The sequence below is a fragment of the Streptomyces sp. NPDC057445 genome, assembly GCF_042802855.1.
GTDB lineage: Bacteria > Actinomycetota > Actinomycetes > Streptomycetales > Streptomycetaceae > Streptomyces.
Map to the genome: position 1 here is coordinate 94,809 of NZ_JBHVDH010000002.1, position 26,624 is coordinate 121,432.

At 69.7% G+C, this 26,624-nt stretch carries 25 protein-coding genes and 4 pseudogenes; 16 read left to right on the forward strand and 13 right to left on the reverse strand.

The genetic code is table 11. The annotated features are described in order from the left end of the window. Positions 1-217 precede the first annotated feature (217 nt). The 4 genes and pseudogenes from ACFU5O_RS05260 to ACFU5O_RS05275 all read left to right on the forward strand — a co-directional run. Positions 218-1,108, forward strand: a pseudogene (locus ACFU5O_RS05260) (ABC transporter permease); the annotation flags it as partial. Further along, positions 1,105-2,091: an ABC transporter permease gene (locus ACFU5O_RS05265; RefSeq protein ID WP_384236627.1), complete on the forward strand. Its 987-nt coding sequence runs from the start codon at positions 1,105-1,107 to the stop codon at positions 2,089-2,091. The pseudogene ACFU5O_RS05260 and the gene ACFU5O_RS05265, both read left to right, overlap by 4 nt. Further along, complete coding sequence (locus ACFU5O_RS05270; RefSeq protein WP_384236630.1) at positions 2,091-3,104, forward strand: ABC transporter ATP-binding protein; 1,014 nt, start codon at positions 2,091-2,093, stop codon at positions 3,102-3,104. Before ACFU5O_RS05265 ends, ACFU5O_RS05270 begins: the two co-directional genes overlap by 1 nt. A gap of 83 nt (positions 3,105-3,187) precedes the next feature. Further along, the gene (locus ACFU5O_RS05275) at positions 3,188-4,144 is read left to right on the forward strand and encodes an ABC transporter ATP-binding protein (RefSeq protein ID WP_384237733.1); all 957 of its coding nucleotides are present in this window, start codon (positions 3,188-3,190) and stop codon (positions 4,142-4,144) included. Positions 4,145-4,176: 32 nt separating this feature from the next. On the opposite strand, the gene ACFU5O_RS05280 is transcribed toward ACFU5O_RS05275, so the two are convergent. From ACFU5O_RS05280 to ACFU5O_RS05295, 4 genes and pseudogenes are all read right to left on the reverse strand, one after another. Beyond that, the gene (locus ACFU5O_RS05280) at positions 4,177-4,758 is read right to left on the reverse strand and encodes a hypothetical protein (RefSeq protein WP_384236631.1); all 582 of its coding nucleotides are present in this window, start codon (positions 4,756-4,758) and stop codon (positions 4,177-4,179) included. A 47-nt stretch (positions 4,759-4,805) separates the two neighbouring features. Further along, positions 4,806-5,165: pseudogene (locus ACFU5O_RS05285) on the reverse strand (TetR family transcriptional regulator); the annotation flags it as partial. Positions 5,166-5,270: 105 nt separating this feature from the next. Then, complete coding sequence (locus tag ACFU5O_RS05290) at positions 5,271-5,471, reverse strand: DUF397 domain-containing protein (protein WP_384236633.1); 201 nt, start codon at positions 5,469-5,471, stop codon at positions 5,271-5,273. Continuing rightward, positions 5,468-5,896, reverse strand: a pseudogene (locus ACFU5O_RS05295) (DUF5753 domain-containing protein); the annotation flags it as partial. The pseudogene ACFU5O_RS05295 and the gene ACFU5O_RS05290, both read right to left, overlap by 4 nt. A 74-nt stretch (positions 5,897-5,970) precedes the next feature. On the opposite strand from ACFU5O_RS05295, the gene ACFU5O_RS05300 reads away from it, so the two are divergent. Continuing rightward, positions 5,971-6,738: a type 1 glutamine amidotransferase domain-containing protein gene (locus ACFU5O_RS05300; protein ID WP_384236635.1), complete on the forward strand. Its 768-nt coding sequence runs from the start codon at positions 5,971-5,973 to the stop codon at positions 6,736-6,738. Between the two features lie 423 nt (positions 6,739-7,161). Here ACFU5O_RS05300 and ACFU5O_RS05305 read toward each other — a convergent pair whose 3' ends face one another. Together ACFU5O_RS05305 and ACFU5O_RS05310 are read right to left on the reverse strand one after the other, a co-directional pair. Beyond that, complete coding sequence (locus ACFU5O_RS05305) at positions 7,162-7,596, reverse strand: hypothetical protein (protein ID WP_384236636.1); 435 nt, start codon at positions 7,594-7,596, stop codon at positions 7,162-7,164. A gap of 69 nt (positions 7,597-7,665) precedes the next feature. Further along, the gene (locus ACFU5O_RS05310; RefSeq protein ID WP_384236639.1) at positions 7,666-8,667 is read right to left on the reverse strand and encodes an amidase domain-containing protein; all 1,002 of its coding nucleotides are present in this window, start codon (positions 8,665-8,667) and stop codon (positions 7,666-7,668) included. A gap of 471 nt (positions 8,668-9,138) precedes the next feature. Here ACFU5O_RS05310 and ACFU5O_RS05315 point away from each other — a divergent pair, with 471 nt between their 5' ends. Next, a complete protein-coding gene (locus ACFU5O_RS05315; RefSeq protein WP_384237736.1) occupies positions 9,139-9,522 on the forward strand; it encodes a PIN-like domain-containing protein in 384 nt (127 codons plus the stop codon). A gap of 6 nt (positions 9,523-9,528) precedes the next feature. Here ACFU5O_RS05315 and aceB read toward each other — a convergent pair whose 3' ends face one another. Together aceB and ACFU5O_RS05325 are read right to left on the reverse strand one after the other, a co-directional pair. Continuing rightward, complete coding sequence (gene aceB / locus ACFU5O_RS05320) at positions 9,529-11,160, reverse strand: malate synthase A (RefSeq protein WP_384236641.1); 1,632 nt, start codon at positions 11,158-11,160, stop codon at positions 9,529-9,531. A gap of 221 nt (positions 11,161-11,381) precedes the next feature. Then, a complete protein-coding gene (locus ACFU5O_RS05325; protein WP_384236644.1) occupies positions 11,382-11,993 on the reverse strand; it encodes an NTP transferase domain-containing protein in 612 nt (203 codons plus the stop codon). 223 nt (positions 11,994-12,216) lie between these two features. On the opposite strand from ACFU5O_RS05325, the gene ACFU5O_RS05330 reads away from it, so the two are divergent. From ACFU5O_RS05330 to ACFU5O_RS05345, 4 genes are all read left to right on the forward strand, one after another. Next, positions 12,217-12,570 (forward strand): DUF5955 family protein, encoded by a 354-nt coding sequence (locus ACFU5O_RS05330; protein WP_384236647.1) that lies wholly within the window; start codon positions 12,217-12,219, stop codon positions 12,568-12,570. An 11-nt stretch (positions 12,571-12,581) separates the two neighbouring features. Next, positions 12,582-13,310, forward strand: a complete 729-nt coding sequence (locus ACFU5O_RS05335) for a class I SAM-dependent methyltransferase (RefSeq protein ID WP_384236650.1) — start codon at positions 12,582-12,584, stop codon at positions 13,308-13,310. A gap of 179 nt (positions 13,311-13,489) precedes the next feature. After that, positions 13,490-13,909, forward strand: coding sequence for a phage holin family protein (locus ACFU5O_RS05340; RefSeq protein ID WP_384236653.1), 420 nt, complete (start codon positions 13,490-13,492; stop codon positions 13,907-13,909). After that, complete coding sequence (locus ACFU5O_RS05345; protein WP_384236656.1) at positions 13,906-14,397, forward strand: DUF3618 domain-containing protein; 492 nt, start codon at positions 13,906-13,908, stop codon at positions 14,395-14,397. Before ACFU5O_RS05340 ends, ACFU5O_RS05345 begins: the two co-directional genes overlap by 4 nt. Before the next feature lie 79 nt (positions 14,398-14,476). Here the strand turns inward: ACFU5O_RS05345 and ACFU5O_RS05350 are convergent, their stop codons facing one another. Beyond that, positions 14,477-15,286, reverse strand: a complete 810-nt coding sequence (locus ACFU5O_RS05350; RefSeq protein ID WP_384236659.1) for an IclR family transcriptional regulator — start codon at positions 15,284-15,286, stop codon at positions 14,477-14,479. A gap of 337 nt (positions 15,287-15,623) precedes the next feature. On the opposite strand from ACFU5O_RS05350, the gene allB reads away from it, so the two are divergent. Both allB and alc read left to right on the forward strand, forming a co-directional pair. Beyond that, positions 15,624-17,012: an allantoinase AllB gene (gene allB / locus ACFU5O_RS05355; protein ID WP_384237738.1), complete on the forward strand. Its 1,389-nt coding sequence runs from the start codon at positions 15,624-15,626 to the stop codon at positions 17,010-17,012. A 4-nt stretch (positions 17,013-17,016) separates the two neighbouring features. After that, positions 17,017-18,138, forward strand: a complete 1,122-nt coding sequence (gene alc, locus ACFU5O_RS05360) for an allantoicase (RefSeq protein WP_384236662.1) — start codon at positions 17,017-17,019, stop codon at positions 18,136-18,138. A gap of 149 nt (positions 18,139-18,287) precedes the next feature. Here alc and helR read toward each other — a convergent pair whose 3' ends face one another. Next, positions 18,288-20,441 carry an RNA polymerase recycling motor ATPase HelR gene (gene helR / locus ACFU5O_RS05365; RefSeq protein ID WP_384236664.1) on the reverse strand — a complete coding sequence of 718 codons (2,154 nt, stop codon included), beginning with the start codon at positions 20,439-20,441 and terminating at the stop codon, positions 18,288-18,290. A 481-nt stretch (positions 20,442-20,922) separates the two neighbouring features. Next, a complete protein-coding gene (locus ACFU5O_RS05370) occupies positions 20,923-21,144 on the reverse strand; it encodes a hypothetical protein (RefSeq protein WP_384236667.1) in 222 nt (73 codons plus the stop codon). 112 nt (positions 21,145-21,256) lie between these two features. Between ACFU5O_RS05370 and ACFU5O_RS05375 the strand changes: the two are divergent. Next, a pseudogene (locus ACFU5O_RS05375) lies at positions 21,257-21,616 on the forward strand (response regulator transcription factor); the annotation flags it as partial. Positions 21,617-21,848: 232 nt separating this feature from the next. Next, positions 21,849-23,429, forward strand: coding sequence for a serine/threonine-protein kinase (locus tag ACFU5O_RS05380; protein ID WP_384236670.1), 1,581 nt, complete (start codon positions 21,849-21,851; stop codon positions 23,427-23,429). Between the two features lie 159 nt (positions 23,430-23,588). Here ACFU5O_RS05380 and ACFU5O_RS05385 read toward each other — a convergent pair whose 3' ends face one another. After that, positions 23,589-23,972 (reverse strand): cupin domain-containing protein, encoded by a 384-nt coding sequence (locus ACFU5O_RS05385; RefSeq protein WP_384236673.1) that lies wholly within the window; start codon positions 23,970-23,972, stop codon positions 23,589-23,591. Positions 23,973-24,116: 144 nt separating this feature from the next. Then, positions 24,117-24,557 carry a 4-oxalocrotonate tautomerase family protein gene (locus tag ACFU5O_RS05390; protein WP_384236675.1) on the reverse strand — a complete coding sequence of 147 codons (441 nt, stop codon included), beginning with the start codon at positions 24,555-24,557 and terminating at the stop codon, positions 24,117-24,119. A gap of 105 nt (positions 24,558-24,662) precedes the next feature. Here ACFU5O_RS05390 and ACFU5O_RS05395 point away from each other — a divergent pair, with 105 nt between their 5' ends. Together ACFU5O_RS05395 and ACFU5O_RS05400 are read left to right on the forward strand one after the other, a co-directional pair. Continuing rightward, positions 24,663-25,250: a TetR/AcrR family transcriptional regulator gene (locus tag ACFU5O_RS05395; protein WP_384236677.1), complete on the forward strand. Its 588-nt coding sequence runs from the start codon at positions 24,663-24,665 to the stop codon at positions 25,248-25,250. Positions 25,251-25,425: 175 nt separating this feature from the next. Further along, the gene (locus ACFU5O_RS05400; protein ID WP_384236680.1) at positions 25,426-26,619 is read left to right on the forward strand and encodes a cytochrome P450; all 1,194 of its coding nucleotides are present in this window, start codon (positions 25,426-25,428) and stop codon (positions 26,617-26,619) included. Positions 26,620-26,624: the final 5 nt, after the last annotated feature.

The following is a 26,624-nucleotide window of genomic DNA, read 5'->3' on the forward strand; positions in this document are numbered from 1 at the left end:
TCCCGGCCCCGCGTCCGTATCCGGTCCCGGTCCTGCGTCCGGTCCCGGTGCGTCCGGTCCCGGCCCCGCGCCCGGCCCTGCGCCGTCGCCGGGGCCTGCGACAACCGTCCCCGGCCCGGCCCAGGTACCCGCACCCGCACCCGGCCCGGCCCAGGTATCCGCTCCCGGCGGCGGTCCCGATCCTGCCGCCGCCGCGACCGCCGTTCCCCCCGGCAGCAGCCCCCGGCACCTCGTCCGGAAGGAGCTGCGACGCCGTCCGTCCGCCCGGATCAGCCTCTACGTCGTCGTCCTCTTCGTCCTCATGGCCCTCACAGCTCCCTGGCTGAGTGCGCTCGGCGGCTGGGCCCCCGACGAGTTCGACAAGACGGCCGTCGACCCCTATCTCGGCGGACTCCCGCTCGGCCCCTTCGGCGGAGTGAGCCCCGACCACTGGCTCGGCGTCGAACCCGCCACCGGCCGGGACCTGTTCGCCCGTGTCGTGCACGGCGCCCAGGTCTCCCTCCTCATCGCCTTCACCGCCACCGCCATCGTGGTGCTCGTGGGCACCGCCGCAGGCATCGCGGCGGGGTACTTCGGCGGCCGGACCGACACCGTCCTCAGCCGCCTGATGGACCTCACCATGTCCTTCCCGTCCCTCATCTTCATGATCGCGGTGATGTCGGTGGCGAAGGACGTCAACCGGATCGTGCTGATGACCGCGGTCATCGGGCTGTTCGGCTGGCCCGGCATCGCCCGCGTCGTACGCGGCCAGACACTCTCCCTCAAGCACCGCGAGTACGTCGACGCCGCACGCGTCGCGGGAGCCGGTCCCTGGCGGATCCTCACCCGTGACATCCTCCCGGGCGTCTCGGGCCCCGTCATCGCGTACACGACCCTGCTCGTCCCGGGGATGATCAGCACCGAGGCCGCCCTCAGCTACCTCGGCGTCGGCGTCCGGCCGCCCACCCCGTCCTGGGGCCAGATGATCGCCGAGAGCGTCGCCTTCTACGAGACCGACCCGATGTACTTCTTCATACCGAGCACCTTTCTCTTCCTGGCGGTGCTCGCCTTCACCCTGCTCGGGGACGCGTTGCGCGACATCCTCGACCCGAGGGGCGGCCGCACGTGATCCTCTACCTCGCGCGCCGCCTGGCCGCCGTGGCGGGCGTCCTGCTCGCCATCGCCGCCGCCACCTTCGTCATCTTCTACGTCCTGCCGTCGGACCCGGCCGCGGCGGCCTGCGGGAAGACGTGCAGCCCGGAACGGCTCACGGCCGTACGCCGGCACCTCGGACTGGACGAGCCGCTGTGGCGGCAGTTCGCCGACTTCCTCGCGGGACTCTTCACCGGCCGGACCCTGGGCAGCGGGCAGTACGCCATCCGGTGCGACTTCCCGTGTCTCGGCTACTCGTACGAGAACTCCGTGCCGGTGTGGGACCTGCTCCTCGACCGGCTCCCCGTCTCCGCGTCCCTCGCCGTCGGCGCCGCCGCGCTGTGGCTGCTGCTCGGGCTCGGCGCGGGCGTGACCGCGGCCCTGCGCAAGGACACGTTCACCGACCGCGCCCTGATGGTCGGCGCGGTCGCCGCCGCCTCCCTGCCCGTCTACTTCACTTCGGTCGTACTGATCCACGGCGTCATCCGCACCGCCGGGCTGCTTCCCTACCCGGCCTACCAGGAGTTCTCGGACGATCCGCTCGGCTGGGCGTCCAACCTCCTGCTGCCGTGGACGGCGCTCGCCCTGCTGTACGCGGCCATGTACGCCCGGCAGAGCCGCGGTTCGATGATCGAGGCGATGGCGGAGCCGTACATCCGTACGGCCCGCGCCAAGGGACTGCCCGAGCGCACCGTGATCGTCAAGCACGGACTGCGCTCGGGGATGACCCCGATCCTGACCATCTTCGGCATGGACCTCGGCGGACTCCTCGCGGGGGCCGTGATCACCGAGTCCATCTTCGGACTGCCGGGCGTCGGGCGGCTCTTCTACGGAGCCCTCGTGAGCGCCGACCAGCCCGTGGTCCTGGGAGTCACCCTGCTCGCCGCCTTCTTCATCGTCGTCGCCAATCTGGCCGTCGACCTCCTCTACGCCGTCGTCGACCCGAGAGTGAGGTACTGATGCCGCCGCTGCTCGAAGTACGCGACCTGCAGGTCACGTTCACCACCGATGCCGGGCCGGTACGAGCCGTCGACTCCCTCGGCTTCACCGTGGAAGCCGGCCGCACCCTCGGAATCGTCGGCGAATCCGGCTCCGGGAAGTCCGTCAGCTCGCTCGCGGTGATGGGGCTGCACCGCGGTGCGGTCCGCGTGACGGGTTCCATCGCCTTCGACGGCCGGGAACTGACCCGGATGCCGGAGAAGGAGCTGTCCGGGCTGCGAGGACGCCGAATGGCGATGGTCTTCCAGGACCCGTTGTCCAGCCTGCACCCCTACTACACGGTCGGCGAGCAGATAGCGGAACACTTCCGCGTCCACTTCCGCTCCGGCCGCGCCGCCGCCCGCCGCCGCGCCGTCGACATGCTCGGCGAGGTCGGCATCCCCGAACCGGCGCGCAGGGCGGGGGAGTACCCGCATCAGTTCTCCGGCGGCATGCGCCAGCGCGCCATGATCGCCATGGCACTCGCCTGCGAGCCCGACCTGCTCATCGCCGATGAACCGACCACCGCGCTGGACGTCACCGTCCAGGCACAGATCCTCGAACTCATCGTCCGCTTCCAGGAGGAGCGCGGCCTCGGCGTCGTCCTGATCACCCATGACCTGGGGGTGGTGGCCCGGGTCGCCCACGAGGTGCTGGTGATGTACGGCGGCCGAGCGGCCGAACAGGCCCCGGTGGACGAGCTGTTCGGCCGCCCCTCCCACCCGTACACCCGAGGTCTGCTGGACTCGCTGCCCCGTCTTGACGACACCGACGAAGCCCCGCTGCGCTCGATCCCGGGCGCCCCGCCCTCACTTCTCACCCCGGCACCCGGCTGCGCCTTCGCGCCTCGCTGCGCGTCGGCGGCCGCGGCCGGCGCGGAGGAACGGCAACGGTGCGCCACCGAACGACCTGCTCTCGAACCCTTCGACGGTCCTCACCATCTGACGGCATGTCATCTGCCGGTGCTGGTGCCGCTGAAGGAGGTGGCCCGTTGACCGGGACCAGGGGCGGGAGGACCGTGACCTCGCTCGCGGCTCCACGGGCCGGCGACGTCCTGCTGTCCGTGCGGGACCTCGCCATGTCCTTCCCCGGAAGGCGCGGGCGCACCGGCAGACGCGGTGCCCCCGTGAGGGCCGTGGACGGCGTCGGTTTCGACGTGGCGGCGGGGGAGACGCTGGGCCTGGTCGGGGAGTCGGGCTGCGGGAAGTCCACGACGGGACGGATGATCGTCCGATTGCTGGAACCCACTTCCGGGTCGGTCACCTTCGACGGCCAGGACATCAGCCATCTGCCGGCGGGCAGGCTGCGACCCCTGCGCAAAGACCTTCAGATGGTCTTCCAGGACCCGCACTCCTCCCTCAACCCCCGCCAGACCGTTGCCCGGATCATCGCCGACCCGTTGCTCGTGCACGGCTGGACCCGGGCCGAGGCGCGGCAGCGCGCGGCCGACCTCATGGAGCTCGTCGGCCTCATCCCGGAGCACCTCGACCGCTATCCGCACGAATTCTCCGGCGGCCAGGCGCAGCGCATCGGGATCGCCCGCTCGCTCGCCACCAGCCCCCGGCTCGTCGTCGCCGACGAGCCGGTCTCCGCCCTCGACGTGTCGGTCCAGGCCCAGATCGTGAACCTCATGGAACGGCTGCGCCGCGAACTGGGCCTCGCCTACGTCTTCATCGCGCACGACCTCTCCGTGGTCAAGCGGGTCTGTGACCGGGTCGCCGTGATGTATCTCGGCCGGATCGTCGAGATCGGTGGCAAGGACCAGGTGTACGGAAATCCTCAGCACCCCTACACCCGGGCGCTGTTGTCCGCCGTGCCGCTGCCCGACCCGGCGGCCGAGCGGCGGCGGCAGCGCATCACCCTCCTCGGCGACCCGCCGAGCCCGGCCGCGCCGCCGTCCGGCTGTACGTTCCATCCGCGCTGCCCCAAGGCGCGGGCAGTCTGCCGGACCGAGCAGCCGCTGCTGCGGATCGGCGGCCCTGGTGAGACCCCTGGTGAGACCAGGCAGGTGGCGTGCCACTTCCCCGGCGACTGAGTACATGGCGTCGGGACCTCGGGTTCGCCGGTTCAGTCCGACTGTGCCCCGCCGCCCTCGTCGGAGGATTCCGTCTCCTCCGACTGCTGTGGTGCCGCGTCAGGGCCCTGCGCCCGGACCCGTTGCACCTGTTCCAGCGAGTCGCGCAGGTCGCTGAGCCAGTCGTCGGCGTGGCGCTGGACGAGTCGTACGCACCAGGCGAGTGCCTCGCTGCGGCTGCGGGCGACGCCGCCCGCGATCAGCGTGTCCAGGACCTGTCGCTCGGGCTGACGCAGACGGGTCATGACGGGGGCTGCGACATGGGTGAAGAGGGCGCGGGTTCCGTCGCACTCCACGCCCCACGAGACCTTCTTGCCGAAGCGCGACTCGGCCTCGCGGGCCACGGCGATGCGGTCGTCACGGGTACGCTCCCGGAACTCCTGGATCCGGCCTTCGACCGCCGCCTCCTTCTCGGCGGCGGAGGCGTCCCCGGCCAGGTGCGGTTCGGGGATGCGCCCGACAACGGTGATCTCCTCACGGTCCACCGTCACGTCCAGCAAGGACGCGTACACGTCTTCCGGCAGGCGGCCGGCGAACCAGCCGCGAAGCTTCTCACGCTGCTCGTTCGTAATCATGTAATCAGCATTACTCGTATACGGCTGGGCGGCAACAGGTCGCGCGTTCACTGTCGCGGGGTCGGGTGACCCAAACCGTGCTCGAGCAGCGCGAACGCATGCTTGGCGTCATTCACCGCACCCGGATACCGCTCGTCGGCGGATTCCCCGTAGGCCATTCGTTCGGCGTTGTCCTGTGCCAGTGCCCACTGCACCGCGACGAGCTGGACGGCGGCCAGCCGCGCGGTGAGGTCCGGGGCTTCCGCCGTCTCGCGCAATGCCTCGGCGAGTGTGCGTTCGGCGGCGGTCTTGAACCGCGCCGTCCGGGCGACCAGGGACGGAGTGTCGAGGATCATCCGGTGGAGCGCGCGCACCTCGGGCCTGTCGTTGAGCCCGGTGATCGGGTCACGCTCGCGCAACCCCCTAACAGCGCGCTGAGCTCGACCTCGCCGAAACGCACACAGGCGCGTACAAGTAGACGCCCCGCCACCGGATCGCTTCCGGTGGCGGGGCGCGCCGTCGTTCGTGTGCGCTCAGCCTTGCGCGGCGAACTCCACGAAGGCCGACCAGCCCTCGGAAGCAACTCGCAGGGTTGGCCCCGCCATGTCCTTCGAGTCACGGAGGTGGACGGTGCCGGGACCGGCCGCGACCTCCACGCATTCGCCGCCTTCGGCTCCGCTGTGGCTGCTCTTGAACCAGGTCAGCTCAACTGTGTTGGTCTCCGCAGTGTTCATAGCACTCCCAGCAACTTCTCGATGAAGGCAAGTGACTCCCGTGGCGTGAGAGCCTGCGCCCGGATGATCCCATAGCGGGCCGCCAGGGCGCGGACCTCCTCTCGATCGCTCACAAGGGTGCTGCGTCCTTGCACCTCCAGATACGCGATCTGCTCCTGGCACCTGCGCGTGATCAGTGTGAAAGGCCCGTCGACGCCTGCGTTGTCCTCACGGTCCAGCGGCATCGCTTGAATCTCAACATTGCGCTTCTCGCCGATGAGCAGCAACTGTTCCAACTGGCCACGCAGAGCGCTCTTGCCGCCGAAGGGGCGGCGAAGCACTGCTTCCTCGATGGCGAAGCTCACCAAAGGGGCCGGCCATCGGTTGAAGATCTCTTGCCGCGCCAGACGAGCGGCGACTCGCTGCTCGATGGTCTCCTCGTCAAGCGCTTTGACGAGGACGGTCGCATCTGCTGCCGCCCCGCCCACCTGCTCGCCGAGATGCCTGCCATGATGCCGGGATGCGTGTGCTGATGCCGGTTCCGGACCGCGACTTCGATGTCACCGAGGTGGCCGTGCCCTGGCGGATCCTCACCGAGGCGGGGCACCAGGTCATCTTTGCCACCGAACGCGCGGGAACGCTCCCCGCCGCGGATCCGCGGCTGCTGACAGGGGTGCTCTTCGGGCAGCTCGGTGCCGAGGCGGAGCCCAAGGCCTTCTACGAAGAGCTCACCCGGGCCGAGGAGTTCGCGTCGACAGCGGCGTGGGCGGATGTGGATGTGAGCAGGTTCGACGGGCTGATCCTGCCCGGCGGGCATGCTCCGGGGATGCGGCAGTACCTCGGGTCGGGGGCGCTGCAGCAGCAGGTCGCCAGGTTCTGGGGCCTCGGTCGGCCAGTCGGGGCGATCTGCCACGGCGTACTGGTCCTGGCGCGGTCACGTGACGCCGACGGCCGCAGCGTGCTGGCGGACCGCCGTACGACCTGCCTGCCGAAGTACATGGAACGCACGGCGTACCTGACGACGGTATGGCGTCTCGGGCGCTACTACCGTACGTATCCCCAGTACGTGGAGGACGAGGTCAAGGACGCACTGAGCGATTCCGGCGCCTTGTTCGAACGCGGACCGCGAGCGCTGACCGCGCGGGGCACCGCGACCGACGACTCACCCGCCTTCATCGTGGAGGACGGCAACTACCTCTCGGCCCGCTGGCCAGGGGATGCGTACCTCTTTGGCCGTCGCTTCCTCAGCATCCTGGAAGCCGCCCAAGATGGTCCACAGGTGCCCTGACCACCGACCCGCCGCGCCGGCCACCGTGTGCAAGCCGCCGACGAACGGCAGGAGCAGGAGGCGAAATTCGAGGTCGAGGTGAAGAAGGTCGCCGGCCAGTGCGGACACCTGTCCGGCGGGGCGGACGGACTGTTCTGTCGTGTGGAGGGTCCGGGCAACCCAGCTCGGAGGGACACGCGCGTTGCCGGGCCCGGCCGATGAGTAAGTGCGCGTAGCCGGCTCGAGGTTCGGGTCCTGGATAACCCCAAGGTGCTCCGATGCAGGGCGTGTTGGGGTCACGAGGGGACCTGTCCCGCAACGGCGTGAACGGAGCTCTCTCCACCACTGAAAGGCTCCAGTCACGCCTCTGGCTCGGCGCACGGTGGGTCATCGCCGTGCGCCGGCCCCCTTGCCTTGTGGGCTCTCGGCCCACCTCACCCGATGTCAGGGCTTACTGGTCTCCGCCGGGGACTTGTCGCGGCCCTTCGGGTTCTCCCCGATCGCCACGTACCAATGGCCGGAACTCCTGCTCAATGTGAGGTCGTCAAGCAGCTCCTTGCCGTCCTTTCCGCGCGAAACGACGTGAGCTGCCGCGAAGTCAGGACCGAACTCATGACTGATGTCCACGCTCTTGATGGTCAGCGATCGGCCACCCTTCGCGCCGACGAGAGCGGCCGCTTCCCTCGCAGCCTCATTGCCGGGAGGGGCCAGGTCGGCAAGCGCGTCAGTGTCTCTCGCATTGAGTGCGGAGATATAGGCATCGACCGCGCCACGCTCGCTCTTTGCCCCTGCGGGAGCGCCGGCGTCGTCGTCCGAACATCCTGCGACCAGGAGTGCAATGACTCCCGCGACGGCTGCGGTCAGGAGATACTTCTTCACGATGCTCTCCACTGTATGGGTGAACGCAGCCGAAGCAAACGGGCACTGCGACTGTCGTCCTCCGGTTTTTCACGTGCGGTGCACGTACCACCAGGCGCTCCTGTGCGATGCGAGGAGCGAGCTCAGCTTCCTGTTGTGCGTGTTGCTCGACCTGTACGTGAGATAGCGCTCGCCGTTACCCGACTTCGTGACGATCATCGAGTGATCGATGGTGTTGTCGCGGTTCCAGTCGGCCTGAAGAACATCCGAAGGCTCGAGCTTCCACACGTTGTTCAGCAACTTGGTTCGCTTGGAGTGTTTCGAGGCGAACCAGTACCAGGGCTCCGCACCGGCCCACGTGTAACTGGTGGTCGATGCGAGTGGCCCGTAGAACCACCTCTTACGGTCCTTGCGTGTGAAGTAGTTGCCATCGACGATCTTCCAGCCGCCGGCTCTCATGGCCTGTGAGATGAAGTTCGTGCAGTCGCTGTCGTATGTGCGGTATGCGGTGTTGCGGTTCTTCCAGTACCGATTGGCGTAGTCCACCATCTTGTTGTAGGAGTACGCGCGAGGCTCTGGCGTCGACGTGTCCGGCGGGATCGACTCCACCGAAGCAGGGGGCCCCTTGGGGTCTTGGGCTTCGGACTCGTCGCCCGCCCCTTCCTCGCCGGGTGAGGGGAGGGCGGGCATCGGGGCATCTGCCTCCGGGCCGGCTTCCAGTCCGTCTGTGGCTTCCCTTGCTGTCCGCGGTGAAGGGTACGTGCGGACGTGCGTGGTGGGTACCGGAGCGTTCTGGTCCACATGGGGAGTGTCCTGGCTGAGAAGCCATTCGCCACCCGTGAAGGCGAACGTGAAGGTATGAGGAATTGAGTATTCCTCGAACTCGGGGTCGCCGGGTACGACATGGGGAAAGTGCAGTCGCCCGTCTTCCCGTACGGTGAGGGTCGCTGTCTCCCCGTCTACCTGGAGCGTGTCCTGGGTCAGAGTCACCTCGGCACGCGTGTATCCGCCGTTGACATCCTTCAGGATGCTGCCTCGCTGGGCGAGCATTGATGAATCGGCCTTGAGTTTTGTGCCCATGGCGTCAGTCATCCGCCCGGTAGGCGTAGCGGAGCGCGCGGAAGGCGTCTGCGTGGTGACGGCCGAGGCCTTGTTCTGCAGGTATGCGCGAGCGGTTTCCGTGAGGGTTGCCTGATCGGGCGGCAATGCGGTGCCGGAAGAAAACTCGCCGCCGGTGGACGGTGACGCGGCGCCTACGAGCAAGCCTGCCGCCAGCGCCGTGGCCGCAGAGACGCAAACCGTGCGCCGTAAGAGACGTAGCGATCTCGATGCAACCGAATCGGTTGATTGTATATTTCCCCCTGGTACTTCGTATCCGAAGGCAGCGGCCTCCGATTGGTCTGTGCATGCTTACCTGAGAGTGAGGTGCGTGAAGGGAGGGGAGGGTGTATCTGTCTTGATCACGACCATCCGATGGCCGACATGCCTCGCGGGCAGAAGCCAGTTCAGCGGAATTCACTCATCCGCCCGCGGCGCCTTTACGAGCGAGTCTTCCAGTCCGGGATGATCGTCCTGGACACGAACGTGCTGCTCAATCTCTACCGTTACAACGCCCGCACGCGTGAGGACACCCTGGCTGTACTCAGCAGGCTCAGGGCCCGGCTGTGGGTGCCGCACCAGGTGCTCACCGGGTTCCGGCGCAACCGTGAGCTGAGGTCCGTACGCCATCACCACAGCACCAAGGCGAAGGAGACCTCCGCGGCCCTCGACAAGGCGCGGCGTGGTGAGGCGGACCGAGGTGACGACGGCGCAGAGGCCGGCTGGACCAGGCAGTCCCATTGCGGTTGTCGTCCTTGCGGGCCTGCTGCACCAGACGGTGCAGGGGCTCTTGAAGGTCGCGCCGCCCCCGGTGCTGTGCGGTACCGGGGGCGGCGGTCTCGGCGGTGAGGGACTTCAGCCGACCAGCTGCTCGTACGCGGGGAGGGTCAGGAAGTCCGCGTAGTCGGCGTCGAGCGCGACATGCAGCAGGAGGTCATGGGCCTGCTGCCACTTGCCCGCCGCGAAGGCCTCCTCGCCGATCTCCTCGCGGATCGCGGCCAGTTCCTCGGCCGCGACCTTGCGGGCGAGCTCGGGGGTGGCCCTCACGGTCTTTCCGGCGTGCTCGAATTCGACACCCGCGTTGATCCACTGCCAGATCTGGGAGCGGGAGATCTCCGCGGTGGCGGCATCCTCCATGAGGTTGAAGATGGCGACGGCGCCGAGGCCGCGCAGCCATGCCTCGATGTACCTCGTACCGACCTGGACCGCGTTGCGCAGACCCTCGTAAGTGGGCTTGGCGTCAAGGGAGTCGATGGCGATGAGGTCGCCGGCCGCGACGGCGACGTCCTCGCGGAGCCGGTCCTTCTGGTTGGGCTTGTCGCCGAGTACCGCGTCGAAGGAGGCCATCGCGATCGGGACCAGGTCGGGGTGGGCCACCCAGGAGCCGTCGAAACCGTCGGCGGCCTCACGGTCCTTGTCGGCCTTGACCTTCTCGAAGGCGACCTTGTTCACCTCGGCGTCGCGCCGGGACGGGATGAAGGCCGCCATGCCGCCGATGGCGTGGGCCCCGCGCTTGTGGCAGGTGCGGACGAGGAGTTCGGTGTACGCGCGCATGAACGGGGCCGTCATCGTGACCGCGTTGCGGTCGGGGAGGACGAACTTGGCGCCGCCGTCCCGGAAGTTCTTGACGATCGAGAAGAGATAGTCCCAGCGGCCGGCGTTGAGCCCCGCGGCGTGTTCGCGGAGCTCGTAGAGGATCTCGTCCATCTCGTACGCGGCCGTGATCGTCTCGATCAGGACGGTGGCGCGGACCGTGCCCTGGGGGATGCCGACGTAGTCCTGGGCGAAGACGAAGACGTCGTTCCAGAGGCGCGCCTCCAGGTGCGACTCCGTCTTCGGGAGGTAGAAGTACGGACCCTTGCCGAGGTCGATGAGCCGCTTCGCGTTGTGGAAGAAGTACAGCCCGAAGTCGACCAGCGCACCCGGGACCGGGCGGCCCTCGAGGCGCAGGTGGCGCTCGTCCAGGTGCCAGCCACGGGGGCGCATGACCACCGTGGCCAGTTCCGCGGCGGGCCTGAGGGCGTACGACTTGCCGGTGCGGGCGTCCGTGAAGTCGATGCGGCGCTGATAGGCGTCCATCAGGTTGAGCTGGCCGAGGACCACGTTCTCCCAGGTGGGGGCGGAGGCGTCCTCGAAGTCGGCGAGCCAGACCTTCGCACCCGAGTTCAGGGCGTTGATGGTCATCTTGCGGTCGGTCGGACCGGTGATCTCGACGCGTCGGTCGTTCAGCGCGGCCGGGGCCGGTGCGACCTTCCAGCTGTCGTCCTCGCGGATCTGTGCGGTCTCCGGGAGGAAGTCGAGGGTGCTGGTGCGGGCGATCTCGGCGCGGCGCTCCGCGCGGCGGGCGAGGAGGTCGTCACGCCGGGGTGTGAACCGCCGGTGCAGCTCGGCCACGAAGGCCAGTGCCGCGTCGGAGAGGACCTCTTCCTGCCGGGGCAGGGGCTCGGCTTCGACGATGGCCAGCGGGGACGGCGCTGGTGCGGACATGAGCTGTCACTTCCTTCAGCGTGCTTCACGGTCGGGCGGGCGGCCGCAGGAGCGTGACATGGCACTCGGTGCCAGGGCTCCGGGATGCGTCCGCCGGCGCTGTTCCGGGGTACGGGGCCTTCTGATCAGTGGATAGTAGTTACCGCATGGTGGAAGTTCAATGGTTTGTTGATGTCGAGATTCTCCGGGTCGACAGACCGTGGCGCTCGGTGCCAGGCACCTCACTCAAGGTGCGCCAGATCGGCGGGCGTGTCGATGTCGTACGGCTCCGCAACATCGCCGCACTCGACCAGCGTGATCTCGTTCTCGTGTTCCCGCAGATAGTCCCGGGCGCCGCGGTCGCCCGACGCGCGCTCCGCGACCGCCTCCCAGCGGGTGACGCCGAACAGGACCGGATGGCCGCGTCTTCCCTCGTACGCCGCCGACACGAGCGCGGAGAGCGAGTCGCACGCGGCCACCACGCGGGCGACGGCAGCGGCCCCGATGCCGGGCTGGTCCACCAGCGAGACCAGGGCCGCGTCCGGATCCCCGTCCGCGGCGCCGAGCGACGCGAGGCCGGTTCGGAGCGAGGAACCCATCCCCTGCTCCCAGTCCGGGTTGACGGAAACGACACAGCCTGAAAGATCGGCCCGCCGCAGCACTTCGTCCGCCGCCGCGCCCAGGACCACGTGCACGGAACGGCAGCCGCCCGCCCGGAGCACGCGCACGGCGTTCTCCACCAGGGGACGGCCTCTGTGTTCGAGCAGTGCCTTCGGCCGACCACCGAGCCGCCGACCGCCGCCGGCTGCCAGAACCAGCCCCGCCACATGCGGTTTGCCTGACGTGTGAACCATGATCCCTGCTTACCTCATCGCATCGGACCCCGGCACCTGCATCACGGTCGACCCGACGGTGTGGCGTCGCAAGGAGCTCGAAGTCGACACGTCGAGCTGAATTTCGCACCGCGGAGTGGCGAAGTCCGCACGTGATGGCGTTAACTTGCCCGCGGCCCCAGGCGTCCGACCACCGTCCGGTGGGCCGTGCACCGGGCAGATGGACGTGCGAGGGGGGCGAGCTTTGTTGCGGAGCGTGGGGCAGACGCAGGTGACACGAAGCGGCGAGGACCCGAGGGTGACGGAGCTGCGCTCCGCCGTCTCCCGGCTACGCCGTGAACTGGCCGGATACCCCGCCGAGTTCGCCGACCGCGGGATCGCGGAGGACGAGCTGGCGGCGATGGAAGCCATGGCGGTCAGCGGGGTCCCGGAGATGCGGCGGCTGCGCCGTTCCCTCCTTCTGATCGTCGGCTCGATCGGCTCGGTGAGCGCGCTCGCGCCCGGGCTGACGAGCGTACGGAACGCGGTGGAGCTGTTCGGCGAGCCGGCCACAGGCGGAATCCACGGTGACCCGACCGGTGACGCCCGTTCTGACTAGGCTGAGCGGTGATGTCCACCGATCAAGGTCCCACGTTCCGTGAGCTCACCGTCCAGGCGCTCTCCTCCGTCGAGCGCGGGTACGACCTGCTCGCGCCGAAGTTCGACACGACCCCCTTCCGTACACCGGAGCGGATCCTGGACGAAGTCGTCCGCACCCTCCGGCCGCTCGGACCGTTCGGGACCGGGCTCGATCTGTGCTGCGGCACGGGAGCCGGCACCCGCGTCCTGGGGGAGGTCTGCCGGGAACGGGCCGTCGGCGTCGACTTCAGCGCGGGCATGCTCGACGTCGCGCGGAGCACCCGGGCTGCGCGGAGCACCCGGAAGAACGCCCAGTGGATACGGGGCGACGTGCGGGCCCTGCCTTTCGCGCCGGCCTTCGACCTTGCCGTGAGCTTCGGGGCGTTCGGGCACTTCCTGCCGAAGGAGCGGCCCGGACTGTTCGCGCAGGTCCACTCGGTGCTCCGTCCGGGAGGCATCTTCGCCTTCCCCGTCGGTGCTCCGCCGCGCCCCGGCTCATGGCCGTATTGGGCGATGCTCGGCTTCGACGCGGCGATGCGGGTGCGCAACACGATCTGGTGGCCCCGCTTCGTCATGTACTACCGGACCTTTCCGCTCACGGAGGTGGGTCCCGAGCTGGAGCGGGCCGGATTCGGGGTGGAACTGCTTCCGATGTCCGGACTGGGGCACCGGAAGGACGGCAGCCCGCGCGCCGCACTCCTCGTCGCGCGCCGGGTCTGATCGCGGAGCAAGCTCGTAGGGGTGCACTTTGTGCTGGCAGCCCAGGGCCGTGTCCGGTCTGTGGTGCCCGCCTCACCTCACCCCACTCTCGTGTTCCACCCCGTCCTGCCGTGATTTCGGGTTCATGCGACGGATCGGGGTTACCCGTAGGGCATGGTCATGAAAGGCAGGTCACGACGATGACCAGTCAATTGCATCGACCTGCGGCCCACACGTCCGAGGAGTCGGTCGGCGCGCTGGTCAAGCAGGCAACGGAACAGATCTCCGAGCTGATGCGGCAGGAGCTGCGGCTGGCACAGGCGGAGATGCAGGAGAAGGCCAAGCGGTTCGGGCGGGGCGGCGGCCTGTTCGGCGGTGCCGGTGTCATCGGGTTCGTCGCGCTGCAGGCCCTCGCGGCCACCGCGATCGCCGCGCTGGCACTGGTGCTGCCGGTATGGGCTTCGGCTCTGATCGTCTGCGCCGTGCTGGCGGCGATCGCCGGCGTACTGGCGCTGACGGGCAAGAAGCAGGTGTCACGGGCGGCACCGGCGAAACCCGAGAGCGCCATCGAGAGCGTGAAGGCAGATGTCGCCGAGATCAAGGAGAGGGCACACCGATGACGGACAGGACCCGCAGGAACGGCTCCACTCCGACCCCGGACGAGTTGCGCGAAGAGGTGCAGGGCACGCGCGAGCAGCTCGGGCGGACCGTCGAGGCGCTGGCGGCGAAGACCGACGTCAAGGCGCAGGTCCAGGAGAAGGTCACCGCCGCCAAGGGCAGCATCCAGGACAAGGCGGTGCACGCGAAGGAGCAGGTCCGGGACAAGAAGGAGCAGGTCCGGGACAAGGCGGTGCACGCGAAGGAACAGGTTCACGACAAGGCGGTGCACGCGAAGGAGCAGGTTCACGACAAGGCGGTGCACGCGAAGGAACAGGTCGCTCACACCGCGGCAGGACTCGGCGGGCAGGTCACGGCCCACACCCCGGACCCGGTGCTCCGGCAGGCGGGCAAGGCCAGGGGCGCCGTACGGCGCAAGCCGCTGCTGTTCGCCGTTCCTGCCGTCGCGGTCGTCTGCTGGGTGGTGTACCGCGTCCGCAGGGGGCGGTGACGCGTCCCGTCGCCTTGTACGGAGCCGGTCGACCCAGTGCGTCAGCTACCGGCTCAGCCCTGCGGCTCAGCCCTGCGGCTCAGCCCTGTGGCGGGGCCGACGTGCTCGCCAGCGCCGCGGCGAGCTCCTTCGCGACGGTCTGCAGGACCGGGACGATCTTCTCCGTCGCGGCCTCGGTCACCCGCCCCGCGGGTCCCGAGATCGAGATCGCCGCGGCCGTCGGGGCGTCGGGCACCGGGACCGCGAGGCAGCGGACACCGATCTCCTGCTCGTTGTCGTCCACCGCGTACCCGGCGCGGCGGACCTGCTCCAGGGCGTCCAGGAAGCCTTCGGGCGTGGTGATCGTCTTCTCGGTGGCGGCCGGCATCCCGGTGCGGGCGAGCAGGGCCCGTACCTCATCCGGAGAGGTGTTCGCGAGCAGCGCCTTGCCCACGCCGGTGGAGTGCGGCAGGACCCGGCGGCCCACCTCGGTGAACATGCGCATCGAGTGCTTGGACGGCACCTGCGCCACGTACACGACCTCGTCCCCGTCGAGCAGCGCCATGTTCGCGGTCTCGCCGGTCTCCTCGACGAGGCGGGCCAGATACGGGCGGGCCCAGGTGCCGAGCAGCCGGGAGGCGGACTCGCCGAGGCGGATCAGGCGCGGGCCCAGGGCGTAACGCCGGTTCGGCTGCTGGCGGACGTAGCCGCAGGCGACCAGGGTGCGCATCAGCCGGTGGATCGTCGGCAGCGGAAGCCCGCTGCTCACGGAGAGTTCGCTCAGCCCGACCTCGCCCCCCGCATCGGCCATCCGCTCGAGCAGATCGAAGGCGCGCTCGAGGGACTGAACGCCACCGCTGTTCGCGGCGGGCTTGGCGGCGTCGGTGGTGCTGGCGCTGGACGACGGCACGTCAACGGTCCTTTCAGGCGGGCGGGCAAGTTGTCAGCCTACCGGGCGGCCGTGTGCGGCACATCGCCCCCGTCGCGGCGTCTTTGCCGGTCAGGCCGTGTTTGTCCATGGTCGGCGACCTCCTCCTGCGCTCTCCAGAGGCCCCGCCACCGTGCACAACTGCGTTCTGCTTCACGAAACTGTATTTCCACTTCATGGAAACGTCCATGGTGATGGCCAAGTCGGCGGACGGAGGCGGGGAGGTCTTGACGGACCGGGTGCCGCGAGTGAGACTCCTTCAACAGTTCGTTGAATCTCTCGCTCTGCGGAATGGAAGTGAGGACCACGGGTGTCCGACATGGACGTGGACGGCAAGAGCGGTGTGGGCGGTGTGGGCGGCGTGCAGGGCGCGAACGACGTGACCCTGGTGCTGCGCTCCACACGCGTCATCACTCCTGAGGGAATGCGCGCCGCAACGGTCGCCGTGGCCGGCGGACGGATCGCCGCGGTGCTGCCGTACGACGCCGTCGTACCGCCCGGCGCCCGGCTCGAGGACTTCGGCGACGACGTCGTCCTCCCCGGCCTCGTCGACACCCACGTCCATGTGAACGATCCCGGCCGCACCGAGTGGGAGGGTTTCCGGACCGCCACCCGTGCGGCGGCGGCAGGCGGTATCACCACACTGCTCGACATGCCCCTCAACTCGCTCCCGCCCACGACCACCGTCGGCAACCTCCGTACCAAGCAGGAAACGGCCGGACCCAAGGTGCACGTCGACACCGGCTTCTGGGGCGGGGCCGTCCCCGGCAACGTCAAGGACCTGCGTCCGCTGTACGACGCCGGCGTCTTCGGCTTCAAGTGCTTCCTGTCCCCGTCGGGCGTCGAGGAGTTCCCCGAGCTCGACCAGGAGCAGCTCGCACGGTCCATGGCCGAGATCGCCGGCTTCGGCGGGCTGCTGATCGTGCATGCGGAGGACCCGCACCATCTGGCCGCCGCGCCGCAGAAGAGCGGCCCCGCCTACGCCGACTTTCTCGCGTCGCGTCCGCGCGACGCCGAGAACACCGCGATCGAGAACCTCATCGCACAGGCCAGGCGGCTGAACGCACGCGTACACGTGCTCCATCTGTCGTCCGCCGACGCGCTGCCGCTGATCGCCGCGGCGAAGGCGGAGGGCGTGCGGATCACCGTCGAGTCCTGCCCGCACTTCCTCACCCTCACCGCCGAGGAAGTCCCGGACGGGGCGACCGAGTTCAAGTGCTGCCCGCCGATCCGTGAAGCGGAGAACCAGGACGCCCTGTGGGAGGGCCTGGCGGACGGCACGATCGACTGCGTCGTCTCCGACCACTCGCCCTGCACCACCGACCTCAAGACCCCCGACTTCGCCTCCGCCTGGGGCGGTATCTCCTCGCTCCAGCTGGGACTCCCGGCCATCTGGACCGAGGCCCGCAGACGTGGCCACACCGTGGAGGACGTCGTCCGCTGGATGTCGTCCGCGCCGGCAGACCTTGCGGGGCTGGCACGCAAGGGGGCCATCGAGGTGGGACGCGATGCCGACTTCGCGGTTCTCGCCCCGGACGAGACCTTCACCGTCGACCCGGCCGAGCTCCACCACCGCAACCAGGTCACGGCCTATGCCGGAAAGACCCTGCACGGTGTCGTGAAGTCGACATGGCTGCGCGGCACGCGGATCGTGGAGAACGGCACCCTCGCCGAGCCGACCGGCCGGCTGCTCGAAAGGAACAACTGAAACCGTGGCGATACCGTCCTTCACCGGTGACGCTGGCCCGTACGGCGGCGGAGACCCGTACGCGGACTACCGCACGCCCGGCCCGTCGGGATTCCCCTTCACGCACCACGCCGATCTCGCCGACCGGCGCCTCGGCGCGGGCGTCATCGCCGCCAACGACGAATTCTTCGCCGAGCGCGAGAACATGCTGAAGCCCGGGGCCGCCGAGTTCGACCCCGAGCATTTCGGCCACAAGGGCAAGATCATGGACGGCTGGGAGACTCGCCGGCGGCGTGGTGTCTCGGCCGGACAGCCGCACCCGGCGGACGACGACCACGACTGGGCACTGGTACGGCTCGGTGCCCCCGGTGTCGTGCGCGGCATCGTCATCGACACCGCCCACTTCCGCGGCAACTACCCGCAGGCGGTCTCCGTCGAGGCCACCGCGGTGCCGGGCTCGCCCTCGCCGGAGGCCCTGCTGGGAGACGACGTGAAGTGGACGACCCTCGTTCCGCGCACGGCGATCGGCGGCCACGCCGCCAACGGCTTCGCCGTCGACGTCGAGCAGCGGTTCACCCACCTCCGCGTCAACCAGCACCCGGACGGCGGCATCGCGAGACTGCGGGTGTACGGGGAGGTCGCGCCGGACCTGCGGTGGCTGGGCGCGCTCGGTACGTTCGACCTCGTCGCGCTGGAGAACGGCGGCCAGGTCGAGGACGCGTCCGACCGCTTCTACTCGCCGGCCACCAACACCGTCCAGCCGGGGCGCTCCCAGAAGATGGACGACGGCTGGGAGACGCGTCGCCGCCGCGACAAGGGCAACGACTGGATCCGCTACCGGCTGGTGGAACAGTCCGAGATCCGCGCGGTCGAGATCGACACGGCGTACCTCAAGGGCAACAGCGCGGGCTGGGCGTCGCTCTCCGTCCGCGACGGCGAATCGGGTGAGTGGACCGAGGTGCTGCCGCGCACCCGACTCCAGCCCGACACCAACCACCGCTTCGTGCTGGACACCCTTGCGGTCGGTACACACGTCCGGATCGACATCTATCCGGACGGCGGCATCTCGCGGCTGCGGCTCTTCGGTTCCCTCACGGACCAGGGAGCGGCCCGCCTGAGGGCCCGCCACCAGGAACTGGGCGGCTGACGGTACTTCGCGCCGCAGCAGCGTGGGGTGCCCCCGGCGCAGAACAATGTCGGGGGCCCATGCGGCAACGGACGCGTCGGGCCGTGCCCGGACACCGGCGGAGGCTCCGCGCACGGAGGGTGTGAGGCGGGGCAAGCGTGTGGCCGACGTCAGGAGCTCGTGAGGATGACGAGTTGCCGGGTCGCTCGGGTCATCGCGACATAGCGGTCGACGGCTCCTTCGATGCCCTCGCCGAACGTCTCCGGGTCGATGAGGACGACCAGATCGAACTCGAGCCCCTTCGACAGTTCCGGCGTCAGCGACCGGACGCGGGATGTCGCCCGGAACGTGGGGTCGCCGATGACGCAGGCGATTCCGTCGGCATGTGCGGCGAGCCAGGTGTCGAGGACCGAGTCCAGATCCGCAACAGATCCGTGCACGACGGGGATGCCGCTGCTGCGGATGGAGGTCGGCACATTGGCGTCCGGGAGCACGGCGCGGATGGCCGGCTCGGCTTCCGCCATGACCTCTTCCGGCGTGCGGTAGTTGATGCTCAGGGAGCGCACGGTGATCCGGTCGAGCCCGACCCGCTCGAGCCGTTCCTGCCACGACTCCGTGAACCCGTGCCTGGCCTGGGCGCGGTCACCGACGATGGTGAAGCTCCGGGACGGGCAGCGCTGCAGCAGCATCTGCCACTCGGCGTCGGTCAGTTCCTGGGCCTCGTCCACGATGATGTGCGCGAACGGGCCGGCGAGAGGTTCCGGGTCGGTGCCGGGCAGTGCGCTCTCGTCGATCAGGGTGTCCTGCAGGTCCCGTCCGTGCAGCATCCCCACCGCGCCTTCGCTCTCATCGATCACGACGTTCTGCAGCAGGCTGTCGATGGCGTCGGCCCTGCGCGCACGTTCGGCGGCGACAGAGGCTTCGTGCCGACGCTTGCGTACCGACGACTCCGGGTCGCCGAGCCGCTGCCGTGCCGCGTCCAGGAGCGGCAGGTCGGACACCGTCCAGGCCTGGGCGTCCTCGCGCTGCAGTTTGCGAACGTCGTCGGGGCCGAGCCAGGGAGCGCACTTGCGCAGGTAGGCGGGCACCGTCCACAGATCCCCGACGAGGTCACTCGCTTCGAGCATCGGCCACGCACGGTTGAGGGTCCTGATCAGATCCCGGTCCTGCAGCAGCGACCTCCGGAGCAGCTCGGGCGGGGCGTCACTGTCGTCCTTGTCCATCAGGATCGTGAGCAGCTCCTCCCGGATCTGGTCGCGCGCCTCGTTGTGCGGAGTACCTGGTTCCACTGCTTCGAACGCCGCCGCCCAATCGTCGGCGCTCAGCCAGATGTCGGACCAGTGGCTCGAGACCGTCATCCCCTCGGTGGGCGGCTCCTCGTAGATGCCGACGGCCGGTCCGATCGCCTTCACCAGATCCGCGGACGACTTCAGGAGGGCCACGCCCGGGTCGGTCTCGATCGCTGCTCCGGCTCCCTCGGTGACGAGGTCGCGCAGGGTGCAGGTCTGCACGCCCTCCTCGCCGAGGCTGGGCAGGACATCGGCGACGTAGGCCAGGTAGGGCTGGTGCGGACCGACGAACAGCACGCCGCCCCGACGGTGACCGAGGCGAGGGTCGGAGTAGAGGAGATGGGCGGCGCGGTGCAGAGCGACGACGGTCTTGCCCGTACCCGGACCGCCGTCGACGACGAGAGCGCCGCGGGATCCCGCCCGGATGACGGCGTCCTGGTCGGCCTGGATGGTGCCGAGCACGTCGCGCATCCGAGCCGACCGGTTGCTGCCCAGGCTGGCGATGAACGCGGACTGGTCGTCGAGAGCGGCATGCCCCTCCAGTCCCTCGGCGGTGAATACTTCGTCCCAGTAGTCGCTGATCCGGCCGCGGGTCCAGCGGTACCTGCGGCGGCTCGCCAGACCCATCGGGTTGGCGTGGGTCGCCGCGAAGAACGGCTCGGCCGCAGGGGAGCGCCAGTCGAGCAGCAGCCGACGCCCCGCGCTGTCGGTGAGGCCGAGGCGTCCGATGTACACGGGCTCGGGGCTGTCCGTAGGGACGACGTGTCCCAGGCACAGGTCCAGACCGAAGCGACGCAAGGTGCGCAGGCGACCGGTCAGGCGGTGGATCTCCGTGTCCCGGTCCATCGCCTCCCGGCCGATGCCGCCGGGCGCCTTGCGCTCGGCCTCGAGGCGGTCGGACAGTTCGGCGATCGTCTGCTCGAGGCTCTCCGAGATGTTCGCGAAGTGCTGCTCGTCGCCGTCGATCAGCGCCGGGTCGGCCTTGGGGGAGAGGTGGTCGGGAAGGTCGAACGCGCTGGTGATCAGAGGGTTCATGTCATCAGCTCCGGACTGAGGTCGCTGCCGCGACGGCAGGCGGCGCGCACACCCGCATCTCGGTGCCGAGGGCCCGCACCCGCAGTGGGCGTCCCACCGCTGACTCGACGTCACCACACGACCAATGAACCGACAAAAGCACACGCACTTCGTGAATCTCCCGTTTCCGCAGGTTCTGACCTCGGCCCGCGATTCTGCCCCACGACCGGGGCCTTGCCGCAAGACCCCCAGTGCGCTATAAGTTGAGAGTGGCAAGGAGTGGGTACTCCCCTTTGCCTTTATCGTCCCTTCCGGACGGACAAGCCCTCCGCGCATCACGACGCACCATGGGGCGTGCGGCCCACCGGCTTCGACAAGGGAACCTACAAGCGCCGCAACGAAGTCGAGCCAACCCCCTGCACTCCGTGTGGCATGCCACCTCGTGCAGCCCGTCCGCAGGCGACCGCGCGCCCGCGCCACGCCACCTCGTGCCTCCCGTGCACTACGCCTTCTCGTACCGCCCGCCGAGGCACATCACCGCGAAGCCGAACGCCGAGATCACGATGTGCGCATAGAGCTCCCTGCCCTCCAGGAACCCGATCGGTTCGATGATCCACCGGGTGAAGCCGAAGAGGGCGAACCAGCCCCCGGTCAGCTCACGGAGCACTCCGCAGATGCCGACGACGAGCAGGCCCATGCCGACGGACTCCAGCAACTTCTTCATGCCGTGATCGTCGCCCGCTCGAGCGCCCCGCCGCGTCCGACGTCGGCATACGCTGCCGGTCCGAAAGTCTCGAGCCGCGTGACGAAGGTCTGGGATCGCGCGACTTCGGTAGCTGAAGGACACCCCGCCGGCCGAGATCGTCGCAGCGGTGCGGCGCGTGGCGGGCGGCGATCCGGTGCTCTCCCCGGCCATCACCCGCCAGTTGATGGCCCAGGTGGCCGGCACCGCACCCGACGACCGGACCGGCCGGGCCCGTACCCGCATCGGCACGCTCGCCGAACGTGAACGCGAGGTCGCCCTCGCGGTCGGCCGCGGCCACTCCAACGCGGAGATCGCGGCCACTCTCCATATGAGCGTGCCGACGGTGAAGACCCATGTCTCCCGCATCCTGGCCAAACTCGACCTCAACAACCGTGTCCAGATCGCTCTGCTGGTCCATGACGCCGGACTGATCGACGAAGGGGCGGCCTAGCGTCTGTCGTCACATGAAGCCGTCCACGGGCCTGGACGACGTCGGCTCCGCCGTCTCTGCGGTCCCCGGCCCGGACACGTTGTCACTGGCCATCGGTGGGTGCGGCAGGTGATGCTTGGTGTGGGTGCTACGGATGCGACGCTCGCTTGGGCCGGTCCGGGGGCTGAACCTGGTTGGCAGTGTGTAGTGGTGTAGGTGTGTAGGTGTGTAGGTGTGAGGGGGCGGCGGGGGCGTGGAGTTGCTGGACGGGTCGGATCCGGGGGCTATCGGTGGCTATCCACTGCTGGCGCTGCTCGGTGAGGGGGGCATGGGGCGGGTGTATCTGTCCCGGACGGTGTCGGGGCGCCCACTGGCGTTGAAGACGGTGCGTGCCGAGTTCGGACGGGAGCCGGGATTCGAGGAGCGCTTCGCGCGTGAGATCCGTAACAGCGACCGGGTGCGCTCCCCTTGGACCACCGCGGTGGTGGACTACAGCCCGGTGGGGCAGCGCCCGCAGTGGCTCGCCACGGAGTACGTGGCCGCGCCGTCCCTGGCGGAGTGGGTGCAGCGGTACGGCCCGCTGCCCGAGCGGTCCGTACTGGCTCTGGCGGCCGAGCTGTCCGGGGCGCTGGGCGCGGTACACGGGGCGGGGCTGGCCCACCGGGACGTCAAGCCGTCCAATGTGCTGTTGGGCCGCCGTAGTCCATTGCTCATCGACTTCGGGATCGCGCGCGCCGCGGAGGATTCGCGGCACACGATGACCGGCGGTGTGATCGGTTCTCCCGGTTATCTGGCGCCGGAGCAGGCGGCTGCCGGGGGATCGGGTGCGCCGGGTGATGTCTTCTCCATGGCTGCGGTGCTGGTGTACGCGGCGACGGGACTGGGCCCCTTCTCCCACCCGGACGAGGAGGTCTCGGCCGCGGCGTTGCTCTACCGCATCGTGCACGAGGAGCCGAAGCTCGACGGTGTTCCGGCGGCCCTGGTCTCGCTGCTGCGGTCCTGCCTGGCCAAAGAACCCCAGCAGCGGCCTACGGTCGGGGCCGCCGGCGCGCTGCTGGAACGCCTGGGCGGCCGGACCGGTACCTGGCCGCAGCTGCTGCCCGAGGCGCTGGAGAGGGAACTCGCCGTGCGGGAGGAGGAGGCGCACGCGCTGGTCTCCGCAGCAGTGCAGCCGCTGTCTGTGGCGGATGTGCCGCGCAGGCCCGAAGTCGGCCCGGCAGCGCGAACGGCTTCTGACGGCGCAAGGACCGCCGCCCCGCCGGCTGCCGGTTCCCTGCGTCGGTGGCTGTCCGGCCGTACCGGCCGGGCGGTCGCAGGGACGATCGCCGTGGCCCTGATCGCCGCGGCGGGCACGCTCGTCGTGCAGCATCTCTCCGGCAACGACGCATCCGGCAATGACGCATCCGGCGGGACGCCTTCGCCGTCGTCCACCGCCGCTTCGCTTCCCGCGTCCTGGGCCGGTACATGGGCCGGCACAGGCCCGGGCACCCCGACCGCCGACGGCATCACCCAGGCCCGGACCGACCGGTTCGCCGTCACCCTGACCCTCCACCCGGCACTGCGGGGTGAGCTGACGGGCAAGCAGGTGAGCAAGGTGGCCGAGGTGGGCACCGGCCGTGAGCTGGGATGCACCGAGGCCCTGCAACTGCGGGAGGTACGCAGGACATCGATGGTCTTCGAGGCGGTCACCAGCCACCCCACCGACCAGTCGGCCGCCGTCTCCTGCCCCAAGGGCAATATCTACGTCGTCACGATGACCGGCCGCGACACCCTGGACCTGGGCGACGAAGGTGCCCAGTCCGCCGGGGCGCCGTCCTCCCTCGCCAGACGCTGACGGACGAGCCCGACGGCCGGGCGGTGCCGGGTTCCAGGGGGCGCCAGGGCACGCGAGCCCGGCAGGATCCGGACGAGAGGCCTTGGCTTGATGCCCGCCGCACGGCCAAGGCCGTGGGGGCCCGGACCGCCGCGGTCAGGGCCCCCACCCGGCCGGGGTTCAGCCGCTGGTGACGACGGTGAACTTCCGGCTCGGCCGGTAGACCTCGCAGACCCCTTCGTGGCCGGCGGGCAGGGAGATGGCGTCGCCCGCGTGCATCTCGTAGCGCTCCCCGGTGTCCAGGGTGATGGCGAGGTGGCCCTCGAGGAGGACGAAGGCCTCGTCGTTGACGAAGTGCCAGCGGAAGGTGGACGGCTCGGCGGTGAAGAAGGCGACGACCTTGGTGGGAGTGCGCACTCCGGTCGTGCGCAGCACCTTGGTCTGCGTGTTCGGCTCGCCGTTGATGGTGTCGTCACCGAGCGGGTAAGGGCTCCAGGTGCCCTGGTCGAGAGAGGCGGTGGTGACCGTGTCGGGGTGGGCGGGGATGGCGACGGGGCTGGTCATGAGGGCTCCTTCAGGTGAGTGGGGGCGGCGAGGTCGCGTACGGGGACGGGCTCGAGCCGGCGTCCGGGGTGGGCGGCGGGGAGGCCGGCAGGGAGGTCGCCGGGGAGGTCGCCGGCCTCGACTCTCCGGGCAGCGCCGGTGAGTTCACGCACCGGACGTCTGCTCCCGCTGCTCGTTGGCCAGCGCCACGAGCTCGGCGAAGCGCACCACCGAACCGCCCGCGCCCCAGGTCCCCTCGGGCTGCTCGCGGATCAGCACCCACACCCGTAGCGCCTCGGCCTCTCCCAGCCCGGCCGCTGCCAGGACGGTCGAGGTGACGTCGGCGATCAGCCCGGCCTTGCGGCGCTCGGACAGGGCCCCTTGCGGGACGGTGACCTCCACCCGGAAGCGCGGGGCCGAGTCTTCGGCCGTGGTCTGGGCCCCTGCGGGCAGCTCGTGCAGACAGGTCCAGGTCAGGCTGCGGAAGAACGCGGTGTCGGGCGCGCCTTCCCAGTGCATCAGCACACCGGCGAGGCCTTGCTGGACGCTCTTTCGGCCTTCGGGCGACAGCGCGCCCTCGGGGGCGGTGAGCTCGATCATGGGCATGGCGCTCTCCTCGGCAGTCCGGCGACCGTCGGAATTATGACAGTCGTTATAGCGATGGCTCACGCTAGACTATGACGAGCGTTATAGCCAAGAGGGGAAATGCAGATGACCAAGCCGAACCCGCAGGCCCGTGAGCGGATCGTCGCCGGGGCAGCCGACATGATCAGCCGCCGGGGCCTGAACGCCACGAGCGTCCGGGAGCTGGCCAAGTTCGCCAAGGCCCCGCTGGGCTCGACGTACCACTACTTCCCCGACGGCAAGCAGCAGCTGGCGACAGAGGCGGTCCGCTACACCGGCGAGACCGTCTCGGCCGCCCTCGGCGAAGAGCTCCGGGAGGCCGGACCCGTCGCCGGTCTGCGCGCCTTTCTCGCCCTGTGGCGCGACATCGTCATCCGCACCGACTTCCGCGCCGGCTGCCCCGTCCTCGCCGTCGCCATCGAAGAACCACCCGGCGAGGACATCCCTGCCGCCCTGACCGCCGCGGCCGAGGTCTTCGACTCGTGGGAAACCCTCCTTGCCGACTCCCTGCGTGCGCACGGCACGGAACGGGAGCAGGCGGCGCAGCTCGCCACCCTCGTCGTCGCCGCCGTGGAGGGCACCGTCGCCCTGTGCCGTGCCAAACGATCCATCGAGCCCCTCGACCGGGTCACCATGCAGCTCGAAGCCCTGGTCGGCGCCTCCATCGGCGGCTGAGACCGGCAGGCCGAGACCCGACAGCCGAGACCCGACAGCCGAGACCCGACAGCCGAGACCGGACAGCCGAGACCTGACAGGCCGAGACCTGACAGGCCGGACCGGACAGTGGACCCGTTCTCCGTGGCTCCTCGTTCCGGGGGCCCCTCGGGATCGCAGAGCCTAGGCTGGGCTGATGGCTGTCATCGATCTGGGGACGTTGGGATCGGAGTTCACCGCCGACCCCTATCCGTACTACGCGAAACTGCGCGAGGCCGGACCGGTCCACGAGGTCGTCACGCCGTACGGCGACCGGCTCTGGCTCGTCGTCGGCCACGAGGAGGCCCGGGCGGCGCTCGCCGACCCGCGGCTGTCCAAGTCGCCCGGCACGGTGGGGCTGATGATGCTCGACGAGCAGGTCATCGGCCCGCACCTGCTGGCCGTCGATCCCCCGGACCACACCCGGCTGCGCGGGCTCGTCGCCCGTGGGTTCACCGTGCGCCGGGTCGAGGCCCTGCGCCCGCGCATCCAGCAGATCACCGACGAGCTGATCGACGCGATGCTCCCGTCGGGCCGCGCCGACCTGGTCGCCGCCCTCGCCTTCCCGCTGCCCATCACCGTCATCTGCGAACTGCTCGGCGTGCCCTCCTCCGACCGTGACCGCTTCCGCGCCTGGTCCACCGAGGTCGTCGCCCCGACCGGCGCCGAGAGCGAGCGCACCGCCATCCATGAACTCGGCGCGTATCTCGACGAACTCATCGAGGACAGGCGCTGCGGCGGCCCCGCGGACGATCTGCTCTCCGCCCTGCTGCGCACGAGCGCCGGGGACGACGACCGGCTCTCCGCGGCCGAACTGCGCGCCATGGCCTATCTCTTGCTCATCGCCGGACATGAGACCACGGTCAATCTGATCTCCAACGGCGTACGGGCCCTGCTCGCGCATCCTGCCCAACTGGCCGCGCTGCAGGACGACTTCGGTCTGATCGACGCCGCGGTCGAGGAGATGCTGCGTTACGACGGCCCTGTCGAGACCGCCACCATGCGCTTCACCCGCGAGCCCGTCCGCTACGGCGGGAGGGTCGTCCCAGCCGGTGAGGCGGTCCTCGTCGGCCTGGCCGCAGCCGACCGCGACCCGGACCGCTTTTCCGAGCCGGACCGTTTCGACATCCGGCGCGGCGGAGCAACGGGCAAGGGTCCGGGACATCTGGCCTTCGGGCACGGCATCCACTACTGCCTGGGGGCACCGCTCGCCCGCCTGGAGGCCCGCATCGCGATCCGCTCGCTGCTGGAGCGCTGCCCCGGCCTCGCCCCCGAACCCGAGGGCGGGCCGCCGGACTGGCTGCCGGGCATGCTCATCCGCGGCGTCCGCCGCCTGCCCGTCAGCTGGTGAGACGC